The sequence below is a fragment of the Anabaena sp. CA = ATCC 33047 genome (assembly GCF_963870205.1).
In the GTDB taxonomy this organism is placed as follows: domain Bacteria; phylum Cyanobacteriota; class Cyanobacteriia; order Cyanobacteriales; family Nostocaceae; genus Trichormus.
The window spans coordinates 237,505-257,743 of the sequence record NZ_CAWMSA010000056.1; the positions used below are offsets into that span (position 1 = coordinate 237,505).

The 20,239-nt window shown below is 39.8% G+C and carries 17 protein-coding genes and 1 CRISPR repeat array; of the genes, 3 read left to right on the forward strand and 14 right to left on the reverse strand.

Features of this window, described 5'->3' with window-relative positions; translation table 11 throughout:
- Positions 1 to 2 precede the first annotated feature (2 nt).
- From AACS98_RS17620 to csx18, 11 genes are all read right to left on the reverse strand, one after another.
- A complete protein-coding gene (locus AACS98_RS17620; RefSeq protein ID WP_232317170.1) occupies positions 3 to 650 on the reverse strand; it encodes a hypothetical protein in 648 nt (215 codons plus the stop codon).
- Positions 650 to 1,705, reverse strand: a complete 1,056-nt coding sequence (locus tag AACS98_RS17625) for an RAMP superfamily CRISPR-associated protein (RefSeq protein ID WP_066382177.1) — start codon at positions 1,703 to 1,705, stop codon at positions 650 to 652. The genes AACS98_RS17620 and AACS98_RS17625 overlap by 1 nt, the downstream gene beginning before the upstream one ends.
- 1 nt (position 1,706) lies before the next feature.
- Entirely contained in the window at positions 1,707 to 2,219 is a 513-nt protein-coding gene (locus tag AACS98_RS17630; protein ID WP_066382179.1) for a hypothetical protein, read from the reverse strand.
- Positions 2,216 to 3,160 carry an RAMP superfamily CRISPR-associated protein gene (locus tag AACS98_RS17635; RefSeq protein WP_066382181.1) on the reverse strand — a complete coding sequence of 315 codons (945 nt, stop codon included), beginning with the start codon at positions 3,158 to 3,160 and terminating at the stop codon, positions 2,216 to 2,218. Before AACS98_RS17635 ends, AACS98_RS17630 begins: the two co-directional genes overlap by 4 nt.
- 134 nt (positions 3,161 to 3,294) lie before the next feature.
- Positions 3,295 to 4,176 carry a type III CRISPR-associated RAMP protein Csx7 gene (csx7, locus tag AACS98_RS17640; RefSeq protein WP_066382391.1) on the reverse strand — a complete coding sequence of 294 codons (882 nt, stop codon included), beginning with the start codon at positions 4,174 to 4,176 and terminating at the stop codon, positions 3,295 to 3,297.
- 7 nt (positions 4,177 to 4,183) lie between these two features.
- Positions 4,184 to 5,329 carry a hypothetical protein gene (locus AACS98_RS17645; RefSeq protein WP_066382183.1) on the reverse strand — a complete coding sequence of 382 codons (1,146 nt, stop codon included), beginning with the start codon at positions 5,327 to 5,329 and terminating at the stop codon, positions 4,184 to 4,186.
- A gap of 24 nt (positions 5,330 to 5,353) precedes the next feature.
- Entirely contained in the window at positions 5,354 to 5,776 is a 423-nt protein-coding gene (locus AACS98_RS17650) for a hypothetical protein (protein WP_066382185.1), read from the reverse strand.
- On the reverse strand, positions 5,773 to 6,984 hold the full coding sequence (csx10, locus tag AACS98_RS17655) for a type III-D CRISPR-associated RAMP protein Csx10 (protein WP_066382187.1): 1,212 nt from the start codon (positions 6,982 to 6,984) through the stop codon (positions 5,773 to 5,775). The genes AACS98_RS17650 and csx10 overlap by 4 nt, the downstream gene beginning before the upstream one ends.
- Positions 6,971 to 7,699 carry an RAMP superfamily CRISPR-associated protein gene (locus tag AACS98_RS17660; RefSeq protein ID WP_066382189.1) on the reverse strand — a complete coding sequence of 243 codons (729 nt, stop codon included), beginning with the start codon at positions 7,697 to 7,699 and terminating at the stop codon, positions 6,971 to 6,973. The genes csx10 and AACS98_RS17660 overlap by 14 nt, the downstream gene beginning before the upstream one ends.
- Positions 7,696 to 10,056: a type III-B CRISPR-associated protein Cas10/Cmr2 gene (gene cas10 / locus AACS98_RS17665; RefSeq protein WP_066382191.1), complete on the reverse strand. Its 2,361-nt coding sequence runs from the start codon at positions 10,054 to 10,056 to the stop codon at positions 7,696 to 7,698. The genes AACS98_RS17660 and cas10 overlap by 4 nt, the downstream gene beginning before the upstream one ends.
- A gap of 254 nt (positions 10,057 to 10,310) precedes the next feature.
- The gene (gene csx18, locus AACS98_RS17670; RefSeq protein WP_066382193.1) at positions 10,311 to 10,622 is read right to left on the reverse strand and encodes a CRISPR-associated protein Csx18; all 312 of its coding nucleotides are present in this window, start codon (positions 10,620 to 10,622) and stop codon (positions 10,311 to 10,313) included.
- Between the two features lie 172 nt (positions 10,623 to 10,794).
- Between csx18 and cas1 the strand changes: the two genes are divergently transcribed.
- Complete coding sequence (cas1, locus tag AACS98_RS17675) at positions 10,795 to 11,805, forward strand: CRISPR-associated endonuclease Cas1 (RefSeq protein ID WP_066382194.1); 1,011 nt, start codon at positions 10,795 to 10,797, stop codon at positions 11,803 to 11,805.
- Positions 11,806 to 11,986: 181 nt separating this feature from the next.
- Positions 11,987 to 12,271 (forward strand): CRISPR-associated endonuclease Cas2, encoded by a 285-nt coding sequence (gene cas2, locus AACS98_RS17680; RefSeq protein ID WP_066382200.1) that lies wholly within the window; start codon positions 11,987 to 11,989, stop codon positions 12,269 to 12,271.
- Positions 12,272 to 12,604: 333 nt separating this feature from the next.
- Positions 12,605 to 14,875: direct repeats of the CRISPR family, unit length 37 nt; unit sequence GTTAAACACCACCTATTCCCCGCAAGGGGACGGAAAC.
- Positions 14,876 to 14,906: 31 nt separating this feature from the next.
- Here the strand turns inward: cas2 and AACS98_RS17685 are convergent.
- Positions 14,907 to 15,692, reverse strand: a complete 786-nt coding sequence (locus tag AACS98_RS17685) for a hypothetical protein (RefSeq protein ID WP_066382201.1) — start codon at positions 15,690 to 15,692, stop codon at positions 14,907 to 14,909.
- A gap of 337 nt (positions 15,693 to 16,029) precedes the next feature.
- On the opposite strand from AACS98_RS17685, the gene AACS98_RS17690 reads away from it, so the two are divergent.
- On the forward strand, positions 16,030 to 16,404 hold the full coding sequence (locus tag AACS98_RS17690) for a hypothetical protein (RefSeq protein ID WP_066382203.1): 375 nt from the start codon (positions 16,030 to 16,032) through the stop codon (positions 16,402 to 16,404).
- Between the two features lie 18 nt (positions 16,405 to 16,422).
- On the opposite strand, the gene AACS98_RS17695 is transcribed toward AACS98_RS17690, so the two are convergent.
- Together AACS98_RS17695 and AACS98_RS17700 are read right to left on the reverse strand one after the other, a co-directional pair.
- Positions 16,423 to 16,593 (reverse strand): hypothetical protein, encoded by a 171-nt coding sequence (locus AACS98_RS17695; RefSeq protein ID WP_157087534.1) that lies wholly within the window; start codon positions 16,591 to 16,593, stop codon positions 16,423 to 16,425.
- A 141-nt stretch (positions 16,594 to 16,734) separates the two neighbouring features.
- Positions 16,735 to 20,124 carry an alkaline phosphatase gene (locus tag AACS98_RS17700; protein WP_066382208.1) on the reverse strand — a complete coding sequence of 1,130 codons (3,390 nt, stop codon included), beginning with the start codon at positions 20,122 to 20,124 and terminating at the stop codon, positions 16,735 to 16,737.
- Positions 20,125 to 20,239: the final 115 nt, after the last annotated feature.

Here is a 20,239-nt window from a genome sequence, read left to right on the forward strand (position 1 = left end):
ATTTAGTTGGCACACTTAACATTTTTAATACTTCCATCATCCTTGAGAGCCACGATTGTCACTTGAACCGTCTGCCCTTGTGTAAGCACACTTGCTTTTTTAGGTTCTCTCTCAGTCAACTTAATTGTCCCCAAAATTTCATACGTGACCTTGTTACCATTAATTTTGGTAACTGTCGCATCTAATATCTGATCAACTTTGAAATCCTGAGATTTAGCAACTCTGGCAATTTCCGCTTGACGTGCTGACTCTACAGGTGGTGCGGTGGGAGTAGCAATTTCACCAATGGGAACACCAGCGTCTTTGTAATAACGCATCAGGCGAGATACCCAGCCTAAAATTTGCAGGATGGTATAGGCATCACTAATACTTTTGAGATAATCGCTACAAGCTTTATCAATACTAATGTAATAATCTGTGGTTTTTTTACTGTGTCCTATTTGCCTACCATTACTTACTAAGGTTTTTAAATACTTAAAAAATCTGGAAGTTGCATCTTCTCTATTACTATAAGCACGCAGATAGGCAACAGCTTTTCCTAACTCGTTGACATCAGTATCTTCTTTGACTAAAGTTAGAGCGATCGCATGGGCAATTTCCCACTGTCTATCTGTGAGAGTTTCCGAGGTAGATTCACTTATTGTCATCATTAATACATCCCTGATGGTGGTTCGCGGTCGGTTGGGTAGCGTAGCACTTTTGTCAGTTCTTCTAGCTGTTGTTTCTGCACAAGGCGTGAGTGTGCAGCTTGAATCTTTTCCTGTTTAAATTGTGCTAATTTATCTCCTGTAAGTTCCTCGGAATCGCTGATTTCATAAGATGAGTAACGCTGTTTTAAACTTTGGGGACGTTGAATTTTATCTATAGTTACTGTCATTGTTCCCATACCGATGGGTTTACCACCACCGACTTTTAAAGCTAGAGGATATTTGCTATCTTGTCCTAATATAATCAACAAAGTTCCTAATTCTTCTGGTAGTAAGTTCTTGAAGTGTAATTGAGTTTTAAAAGTATATTCTTTCCCGGCTTGTTGGACAGCAACCCCAGAATTTTGTCCTTTATCAATGGCTCTAATGGTATGATAATAAAACTTACGTCCTGCTACTTTACCTCTAACAAAATATGCACTACTCTGGTCAGGTCGGGGACGATATAAAGAAGGCATAAATCCAGTGGTAAAGCCGATGCTTTCACACTTAGCATCATTAAAATCTAGCAAACCCTGCCAATTTAATGCACCAAATACCCGACTAGCTGGACAAAGTTTTTCTTTGTTGGAGCAAGGTAGGCGTTCTTGGGGATACTTATTTTCTTTGTTATATTTAGAAGTAACAACTGCTAATGTACTATTGGTAATTGCTTCATATACTGAACGGATGCAACCTTTGAGAGAACTTCCTTGAATTGAGAGTTTTTGGTCAACACCCTGCACCATTGTTTTAATTAGGGGGATGCGGTTACTACCAATGTCGCTTCCCATTGCAACTATCCCGGTGGAGATGTGCAGAGATGTCTGCACTTTCAGGGTTAGGTAGAGTGTACCATGTAGGCGATCGCTCCAATATTTATCATGTCCCACAGGACGCTGTAAGTTAGGGCGTTCTGGAGGGAAAGACACGAATTCATAAGGCTTTGGTGCTAGTTCCGGGTTAGATGTATCTCTAGAAGTCGGTTTTCTTGGCGGTGGGGGAGGAGTTCTTGTCATGTTAATTTACCTCTACAGTTAAAGCCACAAATTGCACGGTGGAAGTTTCGTTATCAATAAAGTAACGTTGACCTAATTTTGGTTGGTTTTTCTTATCTTCATTTACTCGAATATCTAAACTTTTGGGATAACTGAATTCTTTAGGAAAACGAGTTTTATCAAGACCATAACCATAAGCAGGATAGGCGTAAGATGGAAAGTTATCATAATTTTGCGGTTCTATTCGCCAACTTTTACCAATGGGCTGGAAATTATCATAATTATCAGTAATAGTCAGCAGTAGCACTTCATAATTATCTCGATATTTTTGCTTCCACCGCAATTCAAAATTATTATTGAATATTTGTCCCTCAAGCATGGGAAAATCATCATTGGTAGGTGGTTGTTCTTTAATTCCGCTAACTTGGTGACTATAACGCCAAAAATAGTAACTAGATTCTGTGGAAAATTTTGTAATTAACTCTAGTAACTGTGTCCGTGGTAAAGCTTCTTTAACACCAACAAAAGGTTTCATTTAGACACCCCTAATAACTGACTCCAAGACCTAACACAATGCTCAAATAAATCGTTAACTGTTCCTTCCCGCCAAGTTAGTTGTACACCAAAACCTAAATCCATTTCTTGGGCTGCGACTGGTGTATCTTGATTGTCTGGTTTGGAGAAACCATATAACTTTGCTTCTTCAGTTTGTAAAAATTCCCCCACACCTAGGAGTAAGGTTTTATTCCATTCTTGCTCACTACCAAAAGTATGAATTTGTTGTTTATCTTCTGATAAAATACAACCAGGATACTGAACAACGGCTTGATTTAACTTAACTTGTACAGTACCCAAACCGCGAGATTTAGCAAAACCTAAACCAAACCAACCATCATTTAAGTCTCGCAATACTAAACCAATTAAGCCTAATTGCGCTAAAGTAAAATTCTTGAGATGGATTTTAGTTTTAAATTCGCCAGCCGTACAGACTTGATAATTGAACGGCCCGACTGCTACAGAACCAAAAACTCTATCAATTGCTACTCCGTTGCGTTCTTCAACTTTCACCTGTTTGCTGTCAACTGGATGAGCATCTTCAATTCTGATTCTGCTAGCAATCGAAGTATTACCAAAAATTTGGTCTGTAAAGCAGGATAATTTGTAAATTTCTGGGGCTGATTTTTTCTCTAAATAATCGTATTTGTCATTTAATGGATTATTAGCCCAAGGTAAGTTTTTAGCGTTGGGTTTTTCATCACCAATTGTTCTAACTATACGTTCTGCATGAGCGCGAATTGCTCCTTTTAAACTGCTTCCTGGTAAATATATGGAACGTCCCCCAGCGTGATAGGTTTCCACAAATTCCATATCAGGTTTTGTAGGGTCTGCGCCTTCTTTACCTGATTTGATGAGAATCGGCCCATCTGGGATAATGGTTAAATCGATGGTGCAGTGATTAACAAATCTTTTGTGCATAACTGGATTTATTTGCTAAAATATTAGAGATTAAGCCGCTACTAAATTATTTAACTGCACTTCACACTGTTGGAAGATAAAGTTAACAGCAGCGAAAAGTTTATTTAATTAGCAAGAAATTCATATTTGCTTCCTCAAGAATTTGATGTTGCTTTGTTCGTAGGAGTATTAGCATGACTTTCTCTTAAATAATTGATCAGAGAGTTCGTCCACTCTTGCTTTAAACCTGACTCTTTCACATCTTGATAGCTGGGTAGTTTATCACCGGGATTGCTATTTACTAATTCTTGTAAGTAAGTTAATAGTGTTTCTGGGTCGTTGTTGACATTCAGCCAATACATTTTCTCAATATCTAGTTTAACCACACCTAAGCCACGCGATCGCCCCCCTCCGAGTGGTATCTGTTCTGTCTCAAACTGGTGTAACCCAATCATCAACAGTCCCAGTTCATATTCTTGGGCGTTTTCCACCACCGCTTTAAACTCAAACTGTGTCCCAGCCGGAACGACTTGGAAATCGTAGAGTTTCCCGTCTGCGGCGGTTTCGGTGTCTCTGTCGATAGCTACGCCGTCTCTTTCTTGATATTGTCCAAACCATGTATCGCGTACTACTGTTAAATCTCGGACTTGGAATTTACTGGCTATCCAGGGTGAACCAAATAAAAGAGAGGTTAAATCTGTATGCTTGATAATTTGTTTAGTTAAAGCCTCGTCATCATTGCAATTAACTTTTAATTCCTTAATCTCCTGAGAGGTAATTGACCATTCTTCCTCAATTGCGGGATTAGCTACTAATTTGCGATTATTACCTACAATACCTCTGAGGAAACTTTCTAGGCGCGATCGCATTGCTCCTTTAAAGCTAGACCCTGGTATTAATGGTTGACCCAAAGCATCTTTAATTACAGGTAAATCTGAGCCTATCGGTTCACTAGAACGACCTGCACTAATTCTTAAAGCGGTAATTGTGGTGAGTACGCCTGTGATTTCTAGGCGATTTTTGAATGTGTCAAACATAAGTAAATTAGGGTTTATTGTTGACATAATCATGTTCTCCAAAATGACGGAGATATAAATTACCATTTTTGGCAATACAACTTACACGACGGCCTTTTGGTAAATCAAAATGGTCTATTGTTTTATGTTTACCTTCATATTTACGTAATCTAATAATTCCATCAGTTCTTAATGCACTGATTCCGTCTGTATATTTAAGGAGAAAGCCAGCACACCGCGCTAGTGTTTTTTGTAAAATTATTTTATCCTCTGCCCTCTTGTTTCTATCATTTTTATAGTCATCTATGAAACTTTGCTCATAATGTATATTAGGAAAATCTAAAAGTTTATCTTGTGACAGAAAAAAATCACTGCATTGACTCCAAAGTAGTTTTCCCCAGGTTGATAAAGTCATATCTTGACCATCTACTAACCTCCAATCATAAGGAAGTTTCTCTGCTGCTTGCCAAGATTTAGGAACATCTCCTACTTCCATCATCGCTAATTGAACCTTATAAGGTTCAATGCTTGATTTATTAACTTGCACAGGTAATTTAGGAATTCTGATAATTTCGTCAGAACCCTCAAATACATAAACTATTTCATCAGCATAAAACATCCCAATTGTATTAAAGTAACCTTGAATTGCTTTGAAGCTACCTACCAAATTGAAACAGATTGTATATTGATTATTTTTAAAGGAAGTAATAACTTCTTGAATATAAGTAAATAAATTTGCTATTCCTTCTGCAAAAGTCGCACTTTCATTTAGCGAGAATCCAGGTGTATAATAAGTGCTTGTGTTTTTTAGACCTTGGTTTTTCAAAAAAGTTTCGATTAGTTCAGCAGCAATTAATCCTTGTGCTGTATCAGTAGTAATTAGTAAATGAGTATCTTCTTTACCCTGATCTATGTCTTGGTTATAAATTCCATAAATTCCTTTTAGTTCTGCACTAGCTTCTCGAATATCATCAATATCACCATTAAGTTTTTCTTCTGCTCTTTCCTTTAATGTTTGAATAATTGTCGCTACATCTTCATGGTACTTGTCCACTTCTTCAGTGCTACAATTAGCTGTTTTTCTTAAAGAATCATAGTCACTGCTTTCATATTCTATATCAATTTGGTTTGTGAGTAAACTTGTCCCTACTGTGGAAATAATTAAACGTGCCATAACCTTAACCTCATCAAAATCTAATTAATTTGGATTTTCGCCTTTAAGCTTGTAAGTCAAATATCGTGCGCCATATCCTAAATAACGCCGAGTTAATTCCAACAAAATTGAATTAATATCCTCGCTTTTTGCAGTTTTAGCTATCTCTTTAGCTTTCTCTTTAATTCTAGTATTAATATCCGTGATGATTTTCTCAGCTAAGGAATCTTTACCTCTTCCCCATTTGTCATCTCTACCTACTTGATAACGGAGAAAGTTTTTAATTACTTCTGTGCTTTCGGTTGTATCTGCAACTCTGAGCAAGTTACGAAATTGAGATTCTTCTAATTTACCGTATGATCTGCGATTATCTAAAGCATCTTGAATCCAAGTGACTAAAAAATCCTCAGATTGGCGGATACCTTTTTGAATTTTTAATTGTTTCTCTTGCTCTGAAAAATCACTCATTTTGCATTCTCCCTAAATACACCATGAAACTCATTACAAATTTGTACTTGTCCGAAGCCTTCGCAGGTGCGATCGCCTACTCCATAAACCTCTAAATTCTCCCAAGCTTGTAACCACAAATGCTTATTTTCTGTACTAAATAAATAAACACTTCCCTTATTCGTCACTAACTCCACATCTTTCATTAAACCCCAGGCAGAATTCCAACCAGAACGGTAGTCATAGCTACTATAAGCAGCATGAATTTCTAAAGAATCATCTGTGACACCTGTATATTTTAATAACATTTCTGGAGAAATTACCGTTGTGCGTCGCCAGTTGTCAGTTAAAATTGCATCAGCTTGTAAATCCAGAGTGAAATAAGTACGATTATCTGGGAATACTTCTAAATGACTACCAAATATTTCGCCCCATTCATGCCAACGTTGACGTAATTTTTGATTAAATTCGTCTATTCGATTAATTACTTTTGATTGAATATCAGCAGGTGCTTTCGCTGTAATTTTAACCTTACCTAAACCTCGTGAACCTGCACCACCTAAACGCAAATCATCCTGATGATTATGAATAAATTGTTGTAGAGATACGGCTAAATTATCATTGACTAAAACTGCACCTGTGTAGATGACAGGTTCTTGTTTCTTCTCTTGAGACTCGTTTAAAACTGCAATACTATATAGTACCCGTTCTTCAGAAGTTGCACGACGGCGATTAATACCTACTCTGGTTAATAGACGGTTATTTGCAGAAGAATTATAATATTTTCCATCTTTTTGAGTATAAAAACCTGTGAATGTATCTACTCTACCACCATCTACTGGACAGTTAGGGTCATAAATATAACCATATTTCTCAGCGCAAAACCGATCAACTAAAGTATCAAAAACACCATGATTTTTTTGTTTAAAACCAGATTTAGCTTTAGAACTTAAAGCCGTAGCAGGTATAGTCCTAACTTCTGACTTAACTTTATGATTAGATGGGTAAGCATTTTGAAAAATAGCAGGGTTGTCTCCTAAAAATAACTGATGAAAATCATCGTCATCACTAATTGATTGATTAGTTTGCTTTAATATCTGGCTAGCAACTGCACCACGAATTACCGAACCAGGAATATATGTTTCCACTTCACTCACGTTTCCGCCTGGTTTGTGCCTACCAATTGCTAAAGGAGACAGTGCTTTAATTTCTAAGTTAATTTTCTTCATCTTTTTCAAATCCTTTAGCCAGAAAATCCCATGCTGCTTGTTCTAAAGGTAAATTAGGTAATTCCCAATGTAGCCAACCTAAACCTGCTGATTTACTACCACCTAAAGCATTAATATGGCGTAGTCCAGCTAAAATTAATGGTGCTGCATAAATTGGTGCGTTAGATAAATAAATATTTCCTGCAAATCTCAGTTGAATATTCGCTGGTGATGTTTCTAAAAAATAAAGTTTGTCTTCTTCAGCAGTGCGACGGCGACGGTTGATAGTTACACCGGGACGTATCACTTCTGGTAAATTATCTGGTTCTTCTTCACAAATTAGGTCATCTAAAATGATGCAGGAAGGTAAAACTGGATTTCCGAAGATTTGACAAATTAAACAATGATGATGTTTATCTGCTTCTGATTCTGATATTTTATACTCTTTCCTGGCAAAATTCTCTGTTAAACCTGCTCTTTGTGGACACATAGTTTGTGGGTTAGGAGAGTAGCAAACAGGCCAGTTTAAACCCCTAGCAATTTTTTCGCACTCATGGCGTAAACGTCCTTTGAGTTGAGAACCTGGAATCAACAAATTATTTTCAGCGTTGCGAACAATTGGTTTATCTGCAAGAGAACCAGAAGAACCACCAGCACCAATACATAAAGCTGTATCAATAACTGCTGTAATGGGGTAATTTTGCAATGAATTGGATAATTCTTCTAGTTTAATCATGACTCAACCCCCACAGATTCAACTTCCGATATTTCATTATCTGGTACTTCTACAAAATCATAGACATCTACCATATCTCGCCAGATTGTCTCATAAAATGGATCTTCTGGATGTTTGGGGTCTAGTTTGCCATTATCATACATCCAAGGTGCTAAATTACCTTTATTACTGTTATCTTTGGGTAAACACCAAGCATCTTCAAAATCTTGTTTTAATGTTTCTCTACCTTGTTTGAGTCTAACTCGAAAATATCGATAGTTAAGAATAGCTGTATGTTTACCCCGTTCTAATAAACTGCGAATTTGATAAAGTTGTGATTTGGGAAACTTAGCTTTTTTCAAAGCTGAGATAGAGGTGATTAATCCGCCTAATTCATGTAAAGTGTATGGTGTAGCGTAGAGTTTTAATTTTTGGAGGCTATTTTTAGTTAATGCTTCGTGACGAAATTCTTTAACATTGGATGAAATCATTGTAACTGATTTGAGAGTTAAAAAATCAACTGTGCCGCTATAATATCCAGCTTTTTTTAATGTCTTGGCGCGGTCTTTCGCTGATTTCAGTAATTGCTCTACTAAATCTCTAGCGTAGTATATGGGTGTGCTTACAGCCGTAATCAATACACCAATTGATGTACTTAGTTCACAGTCAGAACGTTTTGCTGTTAAGGGTTTATAACGTTGATATTTATGAGGTTCAAATGGTTTGGTGTGATTCAGGCGATAATTTCCAAAAATTTGTTTAACTTCTTCGGTTTTTTGGTCTGCTGCTTCATTTTCAGTCAGGTGTATTTCTTGCAGCAGGATTTTTTCAAATCTCTCGCCTATCATCTGAGATATTTCTAAGGCTTTATTTGCCGGAACAATCAATAAAATATCATCACCACCAATGGTAATAATTTCAAACGGATGGATAAGTTCACCATTCTTTAAGTTTGACTCTTCATCATTTAAGTGGTGTAGTTTGTGAGGATGTAAGTTTTCAGCTAATGCTTGGTAAACTGCATATTCGGTTGCTAAAGCTACATCTTGACTAAATTTTTGATAGTCTTCTGGTGTACGAATTTTTTGGATATAACCGCCCATATTATTACCATCGGCGTAAATATAGGCGATGTAACGATTACTGGCGTTAGAAACTTGGGTTAAAGTTTCAGCAATTTCTACTGATTCCTCTGGAATACTACCGTAGTATTTTGTTTTTAAACTCGGATTTTCTTCTAAAAATAATTTGAATCTATTTACCCAACTTTCAATAACCCCTCTTTGCCAAGTTAACCCAGATGCTTCATACCAAGGAGGATTCTTACTTAAACTATCTTTAGCCCTGTCACCTACTAAATACTTACGTACAGACGCTTCTGAGAAATAGGTTTCCCTTGGTCGTGTGTCTACTCGCATGATAGCAGAACGGCGATCGCTACCATCACGCATCAAGTAAGGATGGGTTTCAAACATCGGCGGATAGCGGCGACTAGGACGACCTGGAGTATCATTACCACTACGACGCTGATTAAACAAAATATTTAATTTGGTTGTCAATTCATTAAAACTTTTGCGTCTTGTAAATGCTTCTATTCTTTCTGTTTCATTACTAGGATAACCAAAATAAGCTTGAACTAATGGCTTCTTAAATTCCCGATGATACCAATCTAACCATAATGTATCCTCAATTGGCTCTTTTAACATTCCAAAACGCAGTTCTAACAATTTAAATTTATCACCAACAGCACAAGAATTAGCTGTTAAAGTTTCTTCTGTATAGCGTTTTTCAATTGCATTAGCTAAGTCATTGACATAAGCAGCCGGACAAAACGCCAGTATATTCCCACCTGTAGAATAAATAATTAGTTCTGGAATCAAAACTTCAGATAAATTAACATTTTTGTGGAAATTTTTGTTTAGCCATCCTCTAACGTCGCTACACTGAGCATTATAAAGATTAGGATTATATTCTGGCTCATAATTACGATTAAAAAAAGCAGGTAAATCAATTATGTTGATTCTATCTAATAAACCAGATGCGCCGCGAATTTCTTGAATTTTTGCTGATTCAAACACATATTGTTTAATCTTAGTCGCACCACCATAAACTAAGCCAATGCGAGTATTTTGATTCCATAACTCAGGATAATCACTCTTTAATTCATCAAGAGTTCTAGGAAAATACTTTTCATCAATACCTTGTAACTTCTCCACCTGTTTAACTAACTCTTGCACCTGTTCTGGTGCGTCTTTTCCTGTAATCAAATCCTGACGCATTTGCTGTAATACAGGTAAATCAAATTGCGGTGTACGTTCATCACCCCAGGCTAAACACCAGCTAATGGCTATGGAAATGTTTTTTTGAGAATTTGTCATATACTTGGCAATCTTAGAATGTTCTATCAAGCAATATTTACTTGTTTTCAGGAAATCTTACCTGTTTAAATAAAAACCACAAACAGCCGTGTATTTATGTAACAACTAATATTGCAACCGCAAAATTACTTAATAATGGATGTCATACTTATTAAGTAGAACATAAATATTATTAGCAGATAATCGCATAATTCGCATCTGATATTACAAATTTTCATGTATCGAATAATTGCTTAAGCGAAAGTCTAATATGTTCATCTATCTTCTTGTTGGTTTTGCTGTGTGGGTAAGTCGAGATATGCAGAAAGTCCCACATCTAGGTTATCTGTATCGCGTCTAGCTTCCATGACATCGCGTTTGAGGTTACGCAAAAGTTGGAATAAAAGCCTGTCGCATATCTCACCAACAAGTAAGCTAGCTAAAAATACCCCCACAGTACAACTAATCACCGCGAACAAACCTAGAGGGGCAATAATCAAAATTACCCAGGTAATTGCTGCATTCACTACCGCCACAATCCAACTACGATATCGTATCAGCTTCTTAACTCCAGATGTAGACACCATGTTTTCCCCGTCTCGTAAATTACGATGAAATTATTTTACACCCACCTGGAAATGGGGTCTTCCAGCATAGGGGAATATGGAAGAAAGACAAGGAAACTCTTGAGCAGGGGCGATGTTTTCCCAGAATTCTTTAATGCAAAAATTTTAAATTTTGAATTCGGAGTGCAGCGACGTGACTACTTTATATCTAACTGAAGCTGGAACAATTGTCCGCTATCGCAATGAATCCTTAGTGATTGTCAAACAGCAACAGTCTACAAATTGTCGCTTGGCGGAATTGACACTGGTTGTAGTCTTACCCGGAGTACAATTAACAGATGTAGTCATATCCCTATTACTAGACCGGGGTATTGAAACAATATTTCTCCGTCAAGATGGACAATTTCGCGGTCGTCTGCAAGGACAATTTTCTACTAACCCAACTATCCGCCTAGCGCAATATCGAACTGTAGAAACTACTTTTGGGATGGCGTTAGCACAAAAATTAGTTATGGGTAAAGTTCGTAACCAACGAGTGCTGCTACAACGACGCAACCGTGCTACCAAAGGACAAATTAGCGAATTAACAGAGGCGATAGATTTAATTAGTGCCTATGCTTCCCAGTTAAGCAACACTACAACGCCTCTGAATCGTAACGAAATCATGGGAGTAGAAGGAATTTGCGCTCGTACTTATTATCAAGCATTGAAACATTGGTTTCCTACTGAGTGGAATTTTTGCGGACGTAATCGCCGCCCACCCCTAGATCCGATTAATGCTTTGCTGAGTTGGGGATATGGGGTTTTATTGGCGCGGGTGTTTGCGGCTTGTGTTCAGGCGGGACTTGACCCCTATTTGGGATTTTTTCACGCTATTGAACCTTATCGTCCCAATTTAGTATTAGATTTGATGGAAGAATTTCGACCTGTGGCGGTAGACCAATCAGTGATTTCTCTGATTCAGTCCGATTTATTAACACCAGAAGATTTTCAACCTTCACCTGATGGTGTGGGGATTTGGTTAGGAACTATGGCGAAAAAGTTATTACTGGGTGAGTTAGAAAGGAGATTTCGCACGTCGGTGCTTTATCCGCCACAAAACCGTCAGTTAAGTTTGAGTCAAATTTTACTTGAACAAGCCCGTAGTTTAGGACGCTGTTTGGTAGAGTCGAGTTTAGATTATGAGCCGTTTGTTATTAAATGACGACATAGTTTGTAGTAAGGACTTTAGTCCTTTTGAGATAGACATCAAAGACTCTTTTAGAGATTGCTGCTTTTTGTTACCTACAGGTTTGTAGTAAGGACTTTAGTCCTTTTGAGATAGACATCAAAGACTAAAAGTCTTTACTACCAACATAAGATGAATTCTGGGGAAAGTTAAATTAATGCCAAAACTGTATTTAGTTTGTTATGACATTCCTGACGACAAGCGGCGGACTAAGTTGGCAAAGTTGCTAGAACAACGCTGTCAAAGAGTCCAGTATTCCGTGTTTGAGTGTCCTTTGGATGAGTCTACTTTGAGTTCTCTGTTAGAGAAGCGTTGGCTACCCATATTGAAATTGAATGAAGACAGTTTGAGAATTTATCCCCTTGATGCAACAGCAAAACAGGAAACACGAGTTTATGGAAGTCAGCCTCCTTACGAACCGCCGGATTATTTAATTTTGTAAAGCTTAATGTCGCATTTCTAGTAGCAATTTACAGCCTGAAGTTGATGATTTTGCTTGTGTTTGGCTATTTGTAACGGAATGTAAACTTAGCCGCTAATTTGTCGCGGCGAGTTATGAAGATTATGGAAAAGTAAACTTGTGTTAATAAAAGAAAAGTTAGGTTTTTCACCTTGACTACTTCAGCTTTTTCGTTTATATTACCTATAAAGCTGAATTTTAACGAAAGCAGCTTAAAAATTTGAGTACGGATACTTTAAGTCACATTGTCTTATCCGTAGCTCGGCGCAACTGAACCTTGAAAACCAAATACATCAATAGTTTCCACAGGGTAGGGTTAAACACCACCTATTCCCCGCAAGGGGACGGAAACCGCGTTTATCAGGATGATAAATTTGTAAGTATTCGTTGTTAAACACCACCTATTCCCCGCAAGGGGACGGAAACTGCACTTTTAGATTTTGTGTTATCTGACGACATACTCGTTAAACACCACCTATTCCCCGCAAGGGGACGGAAACTTTGTGAATAGGAGTTCCCCAGGTGTAGTATCGTTAAACACCACCTATTCCCCGCAAGGGGACGGAAACACAAACAAAGGGAACCTAACCGCAGTGGTATGAAGTTAAGTTTTGTTAAACACCACCTATTCCCCGCAAGGGGACGGAAACCAATACTTAGTGAGTGCATGACAGAACTCTATTCTGCTTGCGTTAAACACCACCTATTCCCCGCAAGGGGACGGAAACTTAGACCTATACCATCTGCATAGTCTAGTTTGAAAAACACAGTTAAACACCACCTATTCCCCGCAAGGGGACGGAAACTCCCACCATCATCATTTAAACCCGCCAAAGCGATTCCTGGGAGGTTAAACACCACCTATTCCCCGCAAGGGGACGGAAACCTACGTATTAATACATAGAAATCTTGTACATTTTCTGGAGTTAAACACCACCTATTCCCCGCAAGGGGACGGAAACAGAGAGATACTCATCTTTTGTTAACTTTGTTTGAAGAGTTAAACACCACCTATTCCCCGCAAGGGGACGGAAACTGGACAGTCAACGTCACTTATTACGGGAATACCTTGAACGGCATAGTTAAACACCACCTATTCCCCGCAAGGGGACGGAAACGTATTTCTACATAGCCCATACCATAATCAATGAAGTTAAACACCACCTATTCCCCGCAAGGGGACGGAAACTTATACCACTTTACATTAATGAATTTGACTGCAATCCATTTCCAGGTTAAACACCACCTATTCCCCGCAAGGGGACGGAAACTTCTACCCAATTAGCTGAACATATAAGTATTCTTTTTATAATTGTTAAACACCACCTATTCCCCGCAAGGGGACGGAAACTTGAGGTACTTAAACTCAATAGACACCTAGAGCCTATACTTGTTAAACACCACCTATTCCCCGCAAGGGGACGGAAACTTAATCAGCTACCCAACAATTTTCAGGTAAGTTATTTAGTAACCAGTTAAACACCACCTATTCCCCGCAAGGGGACGGAAACGTAAAGGTAGCTGCCCCGTCCGATGATGAATTATGAGTTAAACACCACCTATTCCCCGCAAGGGGACGGAAACGCTTATTGAAGCTAGCTTTGAAGTTGTCAACTCCTTGCATGTTAAACACCACCTATTCCCCGCAAGGGGACGGAAACCTTGCTTGTTGTTGCATACTCTGGCTTCCATTCTTTGTTAAACACCACCTATTCCCCGCAAGGGGACGGAAACATTAACACCCCAAGAGAATATCTCATAGCATTCCCAGTTAAACACCACCTATTCCCCGCAAGGGGACGGAAACGCAAAGCATGAGGACCATTGGCTTTATCTCCTAGACTTTCTACTAGTTAAACACCACCTATTCCCCGCAAGGGGACGGAAACGGAATTTTAAAATACCTTTTGAGTTTACTGTTAAACCAACTAAGTTAAACACCACCTATTCCCCGCAAGGGGACGGAAACTTAACCAAAGTAATCTTTAGTTGGTATACCTATAGGTATAGAATACCTACTAGTTAAACACCACCTATTCCCCGCAAGGGGACGGAAACCATTTTCTGTGAACCCTATAGAAGTAGACAATATACGTTAAACACCACCTATTCCCCGCAAGGGGACGGAAACAAGTAGCAGCTTATAATCCACCTACTCTTTCTTATGTTAAACACCACCTATTCCCCGCAAGGGGACGGAAACTTTCCAAACTACCATACTCATAGCTAGAGATAGAGTAAGGTTAAACACCACCTATTCCCCGCAAGGGGACGGAAACCTTCAACTACAATGTACTTGCCTCCTTTGTGCATGAAGACAGAGTTAAACACCACCTATTCCCCGCAAGGGGACGGAAACAAATTAACTTTCTCCACTCTTTTAAAGCCTTACCCAAAGGTTAAACACCACCTATTCCCCGCAAGGGGACGGAAACCCGCCATAAATGGATGGGCATCATAGCCCTCAATCCAAAGTTAAACACCACCTATTCCCCGCAAGGGGACGGAAACACAGCTAACTTAGGTTCACTCAGCTTATTTTGTTCAGAGTTAAACACCACCTATTCCCCGCAAGGGGACGGAAAAAATGGGTGACGGTAGTTACCGTCAAAGTTAGTTATTCCAGGGGAGGCGGATTTATGATGATGTCTGCTGCTGATAATGTTGTGAGATTAAATGCTCTCCATTGACGGGTGACATACTTGAATCGCCCAATACCAAAGTCTCTATTAGTAGTGAAATTATCCCATCGAGAACGCATGGACGACCAGTAGTCACCACCAATCGAGAGTAAATACCGAGCGCGATCGCGATCATCTGGTTTAGATAGGTCATCAATAATCAGTCTAGCTTGTGCTGTCGCTAGTAATCCAATTGTATTTTCTGGATCAAATTCCACTCTTTTGTGATTCCAAAAATGGAAGTTATATCCATTACCGGCTTTTGTGGAAATACTTCCATCAGGTTCAACTCGGATGTCTGCGGGGATGTTAATATCGCGTTTGAAGTCCTCTCGATATGCTCTTCCGCGAACTCTGAGAGAACTAACCAATAAATGCCATTTATAATCAGATTTACTCAAAGCATACACCTTGAGATTTTTAATTTGTACACGAGTATTCTTTGCAGGGTTTCCCTTCTGATCTTCGTATAGCTGTCCCCACCCGATTAGTACCCTCCAGTTTTTAGAGTTACTAGGATTTAATTTAGGTCGTTCTGCCCAATCATAGTGTAGGGGTACACCGTGGGGAATTCCTTCATGTTTGAACTTGGGATTTGAATCTGAGATAATTGTGCGTACTGAATTAATTGGCAGGGTGTGAGTGATCGCCTGGGGAACAAACACACAAGCGATCGCTATACTCAAGGCACAAACCCAAAGAGTGATTTTTTTACTGTTCATATTTCGTAATGAAACGATAATTAATTATACTTTGGGTGTTTGAGTGATCACGTTTAAATAGGTATCCTCACCCTGTTCTATAACTTTGGGGAGAGACAAATAAATGTCATCTGCAATAAATGTGACGAAATACTAAACAATATTGACTTTTGTAGCCGAATTGCTAAAGAAATCTAAGGAAAATGGCACAGTAGCTACACTCAACTATATAAACAGTTGTAAGGGAGTGAACGGTGATCATTATCGGTTCTGTTTCTACCGGATGGAACTGACAATTTCATCAAGATTGTTAAGTTTACGTCGGTCAATTAATCCTTTGCAAGTAGGGTGAAAATCTATGAAGCAACCATATCTATCTCCCGACGATTTACCCACACAAAGAACTACTTTGATTAGTGAAATATTAATTAGTCAACTGGAAGAAGCGACGAAAAAAAAGTTTTATGTGACTTGTAGACATAGTGTGAGGATTTTGTTATCGAGTTGTCATTGGTATTTTAAAGTTAATGGCGGAATTCTGATGTTAATTATGGTGTGTCATGATATCGAAAGTTATCAGAACATTATGATGAATGTTCCTTACTTGGCGAAAAAATTAAAACTTTTTGCCAATAATGCCAGAATTAGCTTGAGTTCTCCTGTTAATCAAGGTATACCTTGGGTAGTTAGCATTAATCAAGTTCTGTCTGGAGAAGATGGTTACAGCACCTAAAAGGGATAAGTTTTCTTGTTAGGATGCAGTAAAATAATAGGCATTTTCACCCCTCATCACCGTCGGTGAGGGTAATTTTGCCTCTGGGGGAATGAGGGGGAAATCTAGAGTCATATCTTGCACTATCTTAATCAGTGTCAGGCGATGCACACCCAATAATTTAAAACTGAGTGTCTTAGCAACTGGCACGCAATGCCCACCCTAAAAAAATTGTCATCAAAAAGTAGAGACGTTTCATGAAATGTCTCTACATTTATTTGTGCAATGTTCCATAAATTAAGGGCGGGCTGGACAGCCCACCCTACAAGATGGATAATTTATTGATGGGATTTAGCTAACAAACACAAAATTTGTATTTGCATCTAAACCTGTGACACCGTTAACGATCGCCACTGTTTGACCACCTAAGCCAATGTGGGTGTTACCATTCATTACATTCAGAGTTAAAGTATTGCTGGTAATACCTTGTACTCCAATCACGTCTACACCCATCTCAAAGTCAAGGATAGTATTAGCACTATCAGGTAATTCACCACCATATACAATCCAGAACTGATCAGCACCAGCACCGCCAGACAGCAAGTTACCGCCACCAGACTGGACGTAGAATTCGTCATTACCATCACCACCAAGGGCGCGATCGCCATTACCTAGCCAGAAGATATCATTACCAGCACCGCCAGACATCCGATTACCACCTTTACCCTCGGTAGCATCAAAGATGTCATCACCAGCACTACCAAAGACGCGATCGCGTCTGTTGACGTAGATGATATCATCACCACTACCTAAATTCACCCGGTTACGGCCTGCAATTGGGGAAGATACGGTCTGTAAATCCACCTCATCGTTACCAGCACCAGTAAATACACTGTCATTGATGCCATCGAATTGAGCATTGCCTGCAACTAAGGTGTCAGCAGCAGCACTACCAGACACTAACTCAGTTTCTTGTTGTGCAGCAGCTACTTCTGGTGTGACACCAAACAGTGTCTGATACATCACATCATAAATCCCAGTATTGTCCACGGTGCTGGGTAACTTATCAGCATTCATCCCGTAGGCTTTAGAAACAATACTACCAGGGAAATCAGGAGTACCTACCCAAGCTACACCAAAGTTACCCATCGGCCCATCTATGCTGTCTTGAGCAGAGAATGGTATCCAAGGTCTTTCTGCGCTAGCTGTGCTACCGTTAACCCCATCCAGGTAATTCTGGGTGTTGTTAGTTGTAGTGCGGTTAACGTTGACAAATGGGACTTCTGGTTGACTATTAGCAAGGTTGGGATTACTAGCGTCAAAGTTGCCCTGGGGACGGGTATAAGGTGCGTATTGGAAAACCTCCATCCCACCCGCATCACTATCAGCAGCAGTAATAACTAAAGTGTTGGGATCTTGGTTGTTCACATAATCCATCGCTACACCAATCGCCGCATCAGCACGCCGTAATGCCTCAATCGTGCCAGGTGCATTGTTGGAGTTAGCGAAGTTGTCTGTACCCTCTTCTTCCAAGACTACAAAGAAGCCATCAGGATCTTGAGAGACAATCTTTAAAGATGCCTCTAACATCTCTGCTATTGTGGGAGCAGTATCGACATATAGAGGTAGAGGGTTGTCGCTATTGAGTCCTAGTTGTTCTTCTCGACGCGCGTCAAAGGTGTGACTAGCAGCAAATACACCGAGGAGTTTAGTGGGTGGATTGGCACTATTTACCACCTGATTCATCTGCTCTTCAGTGTAAACCACAGTATAGCCCAAGGACTCAGCCAACTTAATCAAGTTAATACTGGGACGGCGTTCTGCTCTAGTTTCTGAAGCATCGATTTCAGGTGTGACGTGGAAACCTGTTGTGCCTATTGGCAACATATACAGTTCTCCACCACCCATGATCACATCTGTACCAGAGCGAATTACCTGCTCGATAATTTCTGCATACTTATCTCGCGCTCTGATATTGTTACCATCACGGTTAGTAGTTTCCGCAGCAAAGGCGGCAGTACCAGGTTCAGCCAAGTGACCAGATTGAATCAAGGCTGTGGCTTTTCCTGCGGCAATGGCTTCTTCTAAGATTGTGTAGCCAACTTTACCAGATGCCGGAGTGACGCGGGAGTTATCTCCATTTAAACCAAAGGATTCGTTAAATACCTTCACCCCAGTAGCGTGGGTAACTGCGCCAGCGTTGGATGTCCCTGTCAACTGGTTTTCCATGTGTCCCAGGTAAACACCTGCATTGGACATATTATCCCAGTTCAATCTCCCATCAGGCCCTTTGTCAATGTTGCGAAGTGCCATGTAGTGAGAAGGACTCGTACCATCTGGGTGAATGAAAATTACATTTCCAGTTTGTTTGGTAGCTTGGGGTGCTGGTGTGGGTTCTGGGTTACGAGATTCTAGTTCCACATCGAACAGAGTCTCATACATCAACTCATAAATTTTGGTATTGTCTAAAGTTGCAGGTAATTTATCTGCATTTAAACCATGCGCTTTAGAAACTATAGAACCAGGAAAATCTGGTGTACCCGCCCAACCAATACCAAACTGAAACACATCACCATTTACATCAGGTGCAGCAACAAAAGGCGCAGTGTTAGCCCCAGTTTGTCCGTCTAAAGGTACGTTACGGGATTCTGTAGTGGGGTTGTTGTTAACAGTACCTACTGTTGCACCAGTGCGGGGATCTCTGACTTCTAAACCACCGGCATCACTATCAGCAGCAGTCAATAACAAGGTGTTAGGATGCCTGTCGATGAACTCCAGTGCTTTCCCAATGGCTGCATCGGCGCGGCGCACACCTTCGAGTGTCCCAGCCGCATTGTTGTTATTACCGAAGTTGTCAGATCCTTCTTCTTCAACGATGGTAATTGAGCCGTTGCTAAAGTTAGGATGCTTCTCCATCAACTTCTGGGTGACATCCAACATTTCGGCAATGGTTGGTGCTGTTTCCAGATACAGAGGTAAACCCCGTTCGGCTAAAACTTCTTCAGGGCGATCGTTGAAGGTGTGAACAGGCGCAAATACACCTAATACTTTTGTTGGGGGTGTAGGTAAATCAAGTAAAGCTGTGAGTTGTTCTGCTGTATAAACAACTGTATAACCTAAACTTTCTGCCAGTTCTATGAGGTTTTCTGTGGGGCGTTGCAGAGAATTGATACTAATAGCGTCTAATTCCGCCGCAGTACCGTGGAAGCCATCAGTACCTACAGGTAACAGGTTGAGTTCACCACCACTGAGGATAAAGTCAACACCTGATTCAATCACCTGTTTGGCAATTTCTGCGGCTTGGGCGCGAGGTACAGTGCGACTGCCGTTAGGGTTAACAATCTCTTGTGTCTGAGCAACAAAGGCGGCTGTACCAGGCTCAAAGATAGCTCCAGATTGTACTAAAGCGGTGACTTTATTAGCGGCGATCGCTTCCTCTACAATTGTCTTGCCTGTATTGGCAGCACCAGATAAAGGTACAATCTGAGAACCATCTTCTTCAAAACCAAAGGATTCTGCATAGACTTTAGCACCAGTTGCATGGGTAACAGCACCACCATTGGATGTTCCACCCAACTGGTCTTCCATGTGACCCAGATACACACCAGCATTAGATAATTTATCCCAATTCAAGCGTCCGTCAGGTCCTTGATCTACAAACCTTGCAAACGCATAATGAGATGGACTTGTTCCATCTGGGTGGATGAAAATAACATGATTACCGTTATTACTGTTTGACATAACACCTCTGATTAACTTGCGTCTCGCCAGCTATCTTCAAGAAACCAGGGTTACGTTAAGAAATCTTACTAATCAAAGTTAAGCCGAACTTAAGTCTTGATTAATTGCTATCTTT

Excerpts from the sequence above, each read along its gene's own strand:
- AACS98_RS17690 (WP_066382203.1), top strand. The coding sequence starts at position 16,030 with ATGAAGCAACCATATCTATCTCCCGACGATTTACCCACACAAAGAACT.
- AACS98_RS17635 (WP_066382181.1), bottom strand. The coding sequence starts at position 3,160 with ATGCACAAAAGATTTGTTAATCACTGCACCATCGATTTAACCATTATC.
- cas2 (WP_066382200.1), top strand. The coding sequence starts at position 11,987 with ATGCCAAAACTGTATTTAGTTTGTTATGACATTCCTGACGACAAGCGG.
- csx7 (WP_066382391.1), bottom strand. The coding sequence starts at position 4,176 with ATGTTTGACACATTCAAAAATCGCCTAGAAATCACAGGCGTACTCACC.
- AACS98_RS17685 (WP_066382201.1), bottom strand. The coding sequence starts at position 15,692 with ATGAACAGTAAAAAAATCACTCTTTGGGTTTGTGCCTTGAGTATAGCG.
- csx18 (WP_066382193.1), bottom strand. The coding sequence starts at position 10,622 with ATGGTGTCTACATCTGGAGTTAAGAAGCTGATACGATATCGTAGTTGG.
- AACS98_RS17620 (WP_232317170.1), bottom strand. The coding sequence starts at position 650 with ATGATGACAATAAGTGAATCTACCTCGGAAACTCTCACAGATAGACAG.
- AACS98_RS17645 (WP_066382183.1), bottom strand. The coding sequence starts at position 5,329 with ATGGCACGTTTAATTATTTCCACAGTAGGGACAAGTTTACTCACAAAC.
- AACS98_RS17660 (WP_066382189.1), bottom strand. The coding sequence starts at position 7,699 with ATGATTAAACTAGAAGAATTATCCAATTCATTGCAAAATTACCCCATT.
- AACS98_RS17700 (WP_066382208.1), bottom strand. The coding sequence starts at position 20,124 with ATGTCAAACAGTAATAACGGTAATCATGTTATTTTCATCCACCCAGAT.
- cas10 (WP_066382191.1), bottom strand. The coding sequence starts at position 10,056 with ATGACAAATTCTCAAAAAAACATTTCCATAGCCATTAGCTGGTGTTTA.
- AACS98_RS17630 (WP_066382179.1), bottom strand. The coding sequence starts at position 2,219 with ATGAAACCTTTTGTTGGTGTTAAAGAAGCTTTACCACGGACACAGTTA.
- AACS98_RS17650 (WP_066382185.1), bottom strand. The coding sequence starts at position 5,776 with ATGAGTGATTTTTCAGAGCAAGAGAAACAATTAAAAATTCAAAAAGGT.
- AACS98_RS17625 (WP_066382177.1), bottom strand. The coding sequence starts at position 1,705 with ATGACAAGAACTCCTCCCCCACCGCCAAGAAAACCGACTTCTAGAGAT.
- csx10 (WP_066382187.1), bottom strand. The coding sequence starts at position 6,984 with ATGAAGAAAATTAACTTAGAAATTAAAGCACTGTCTCCTTTAGCAATT.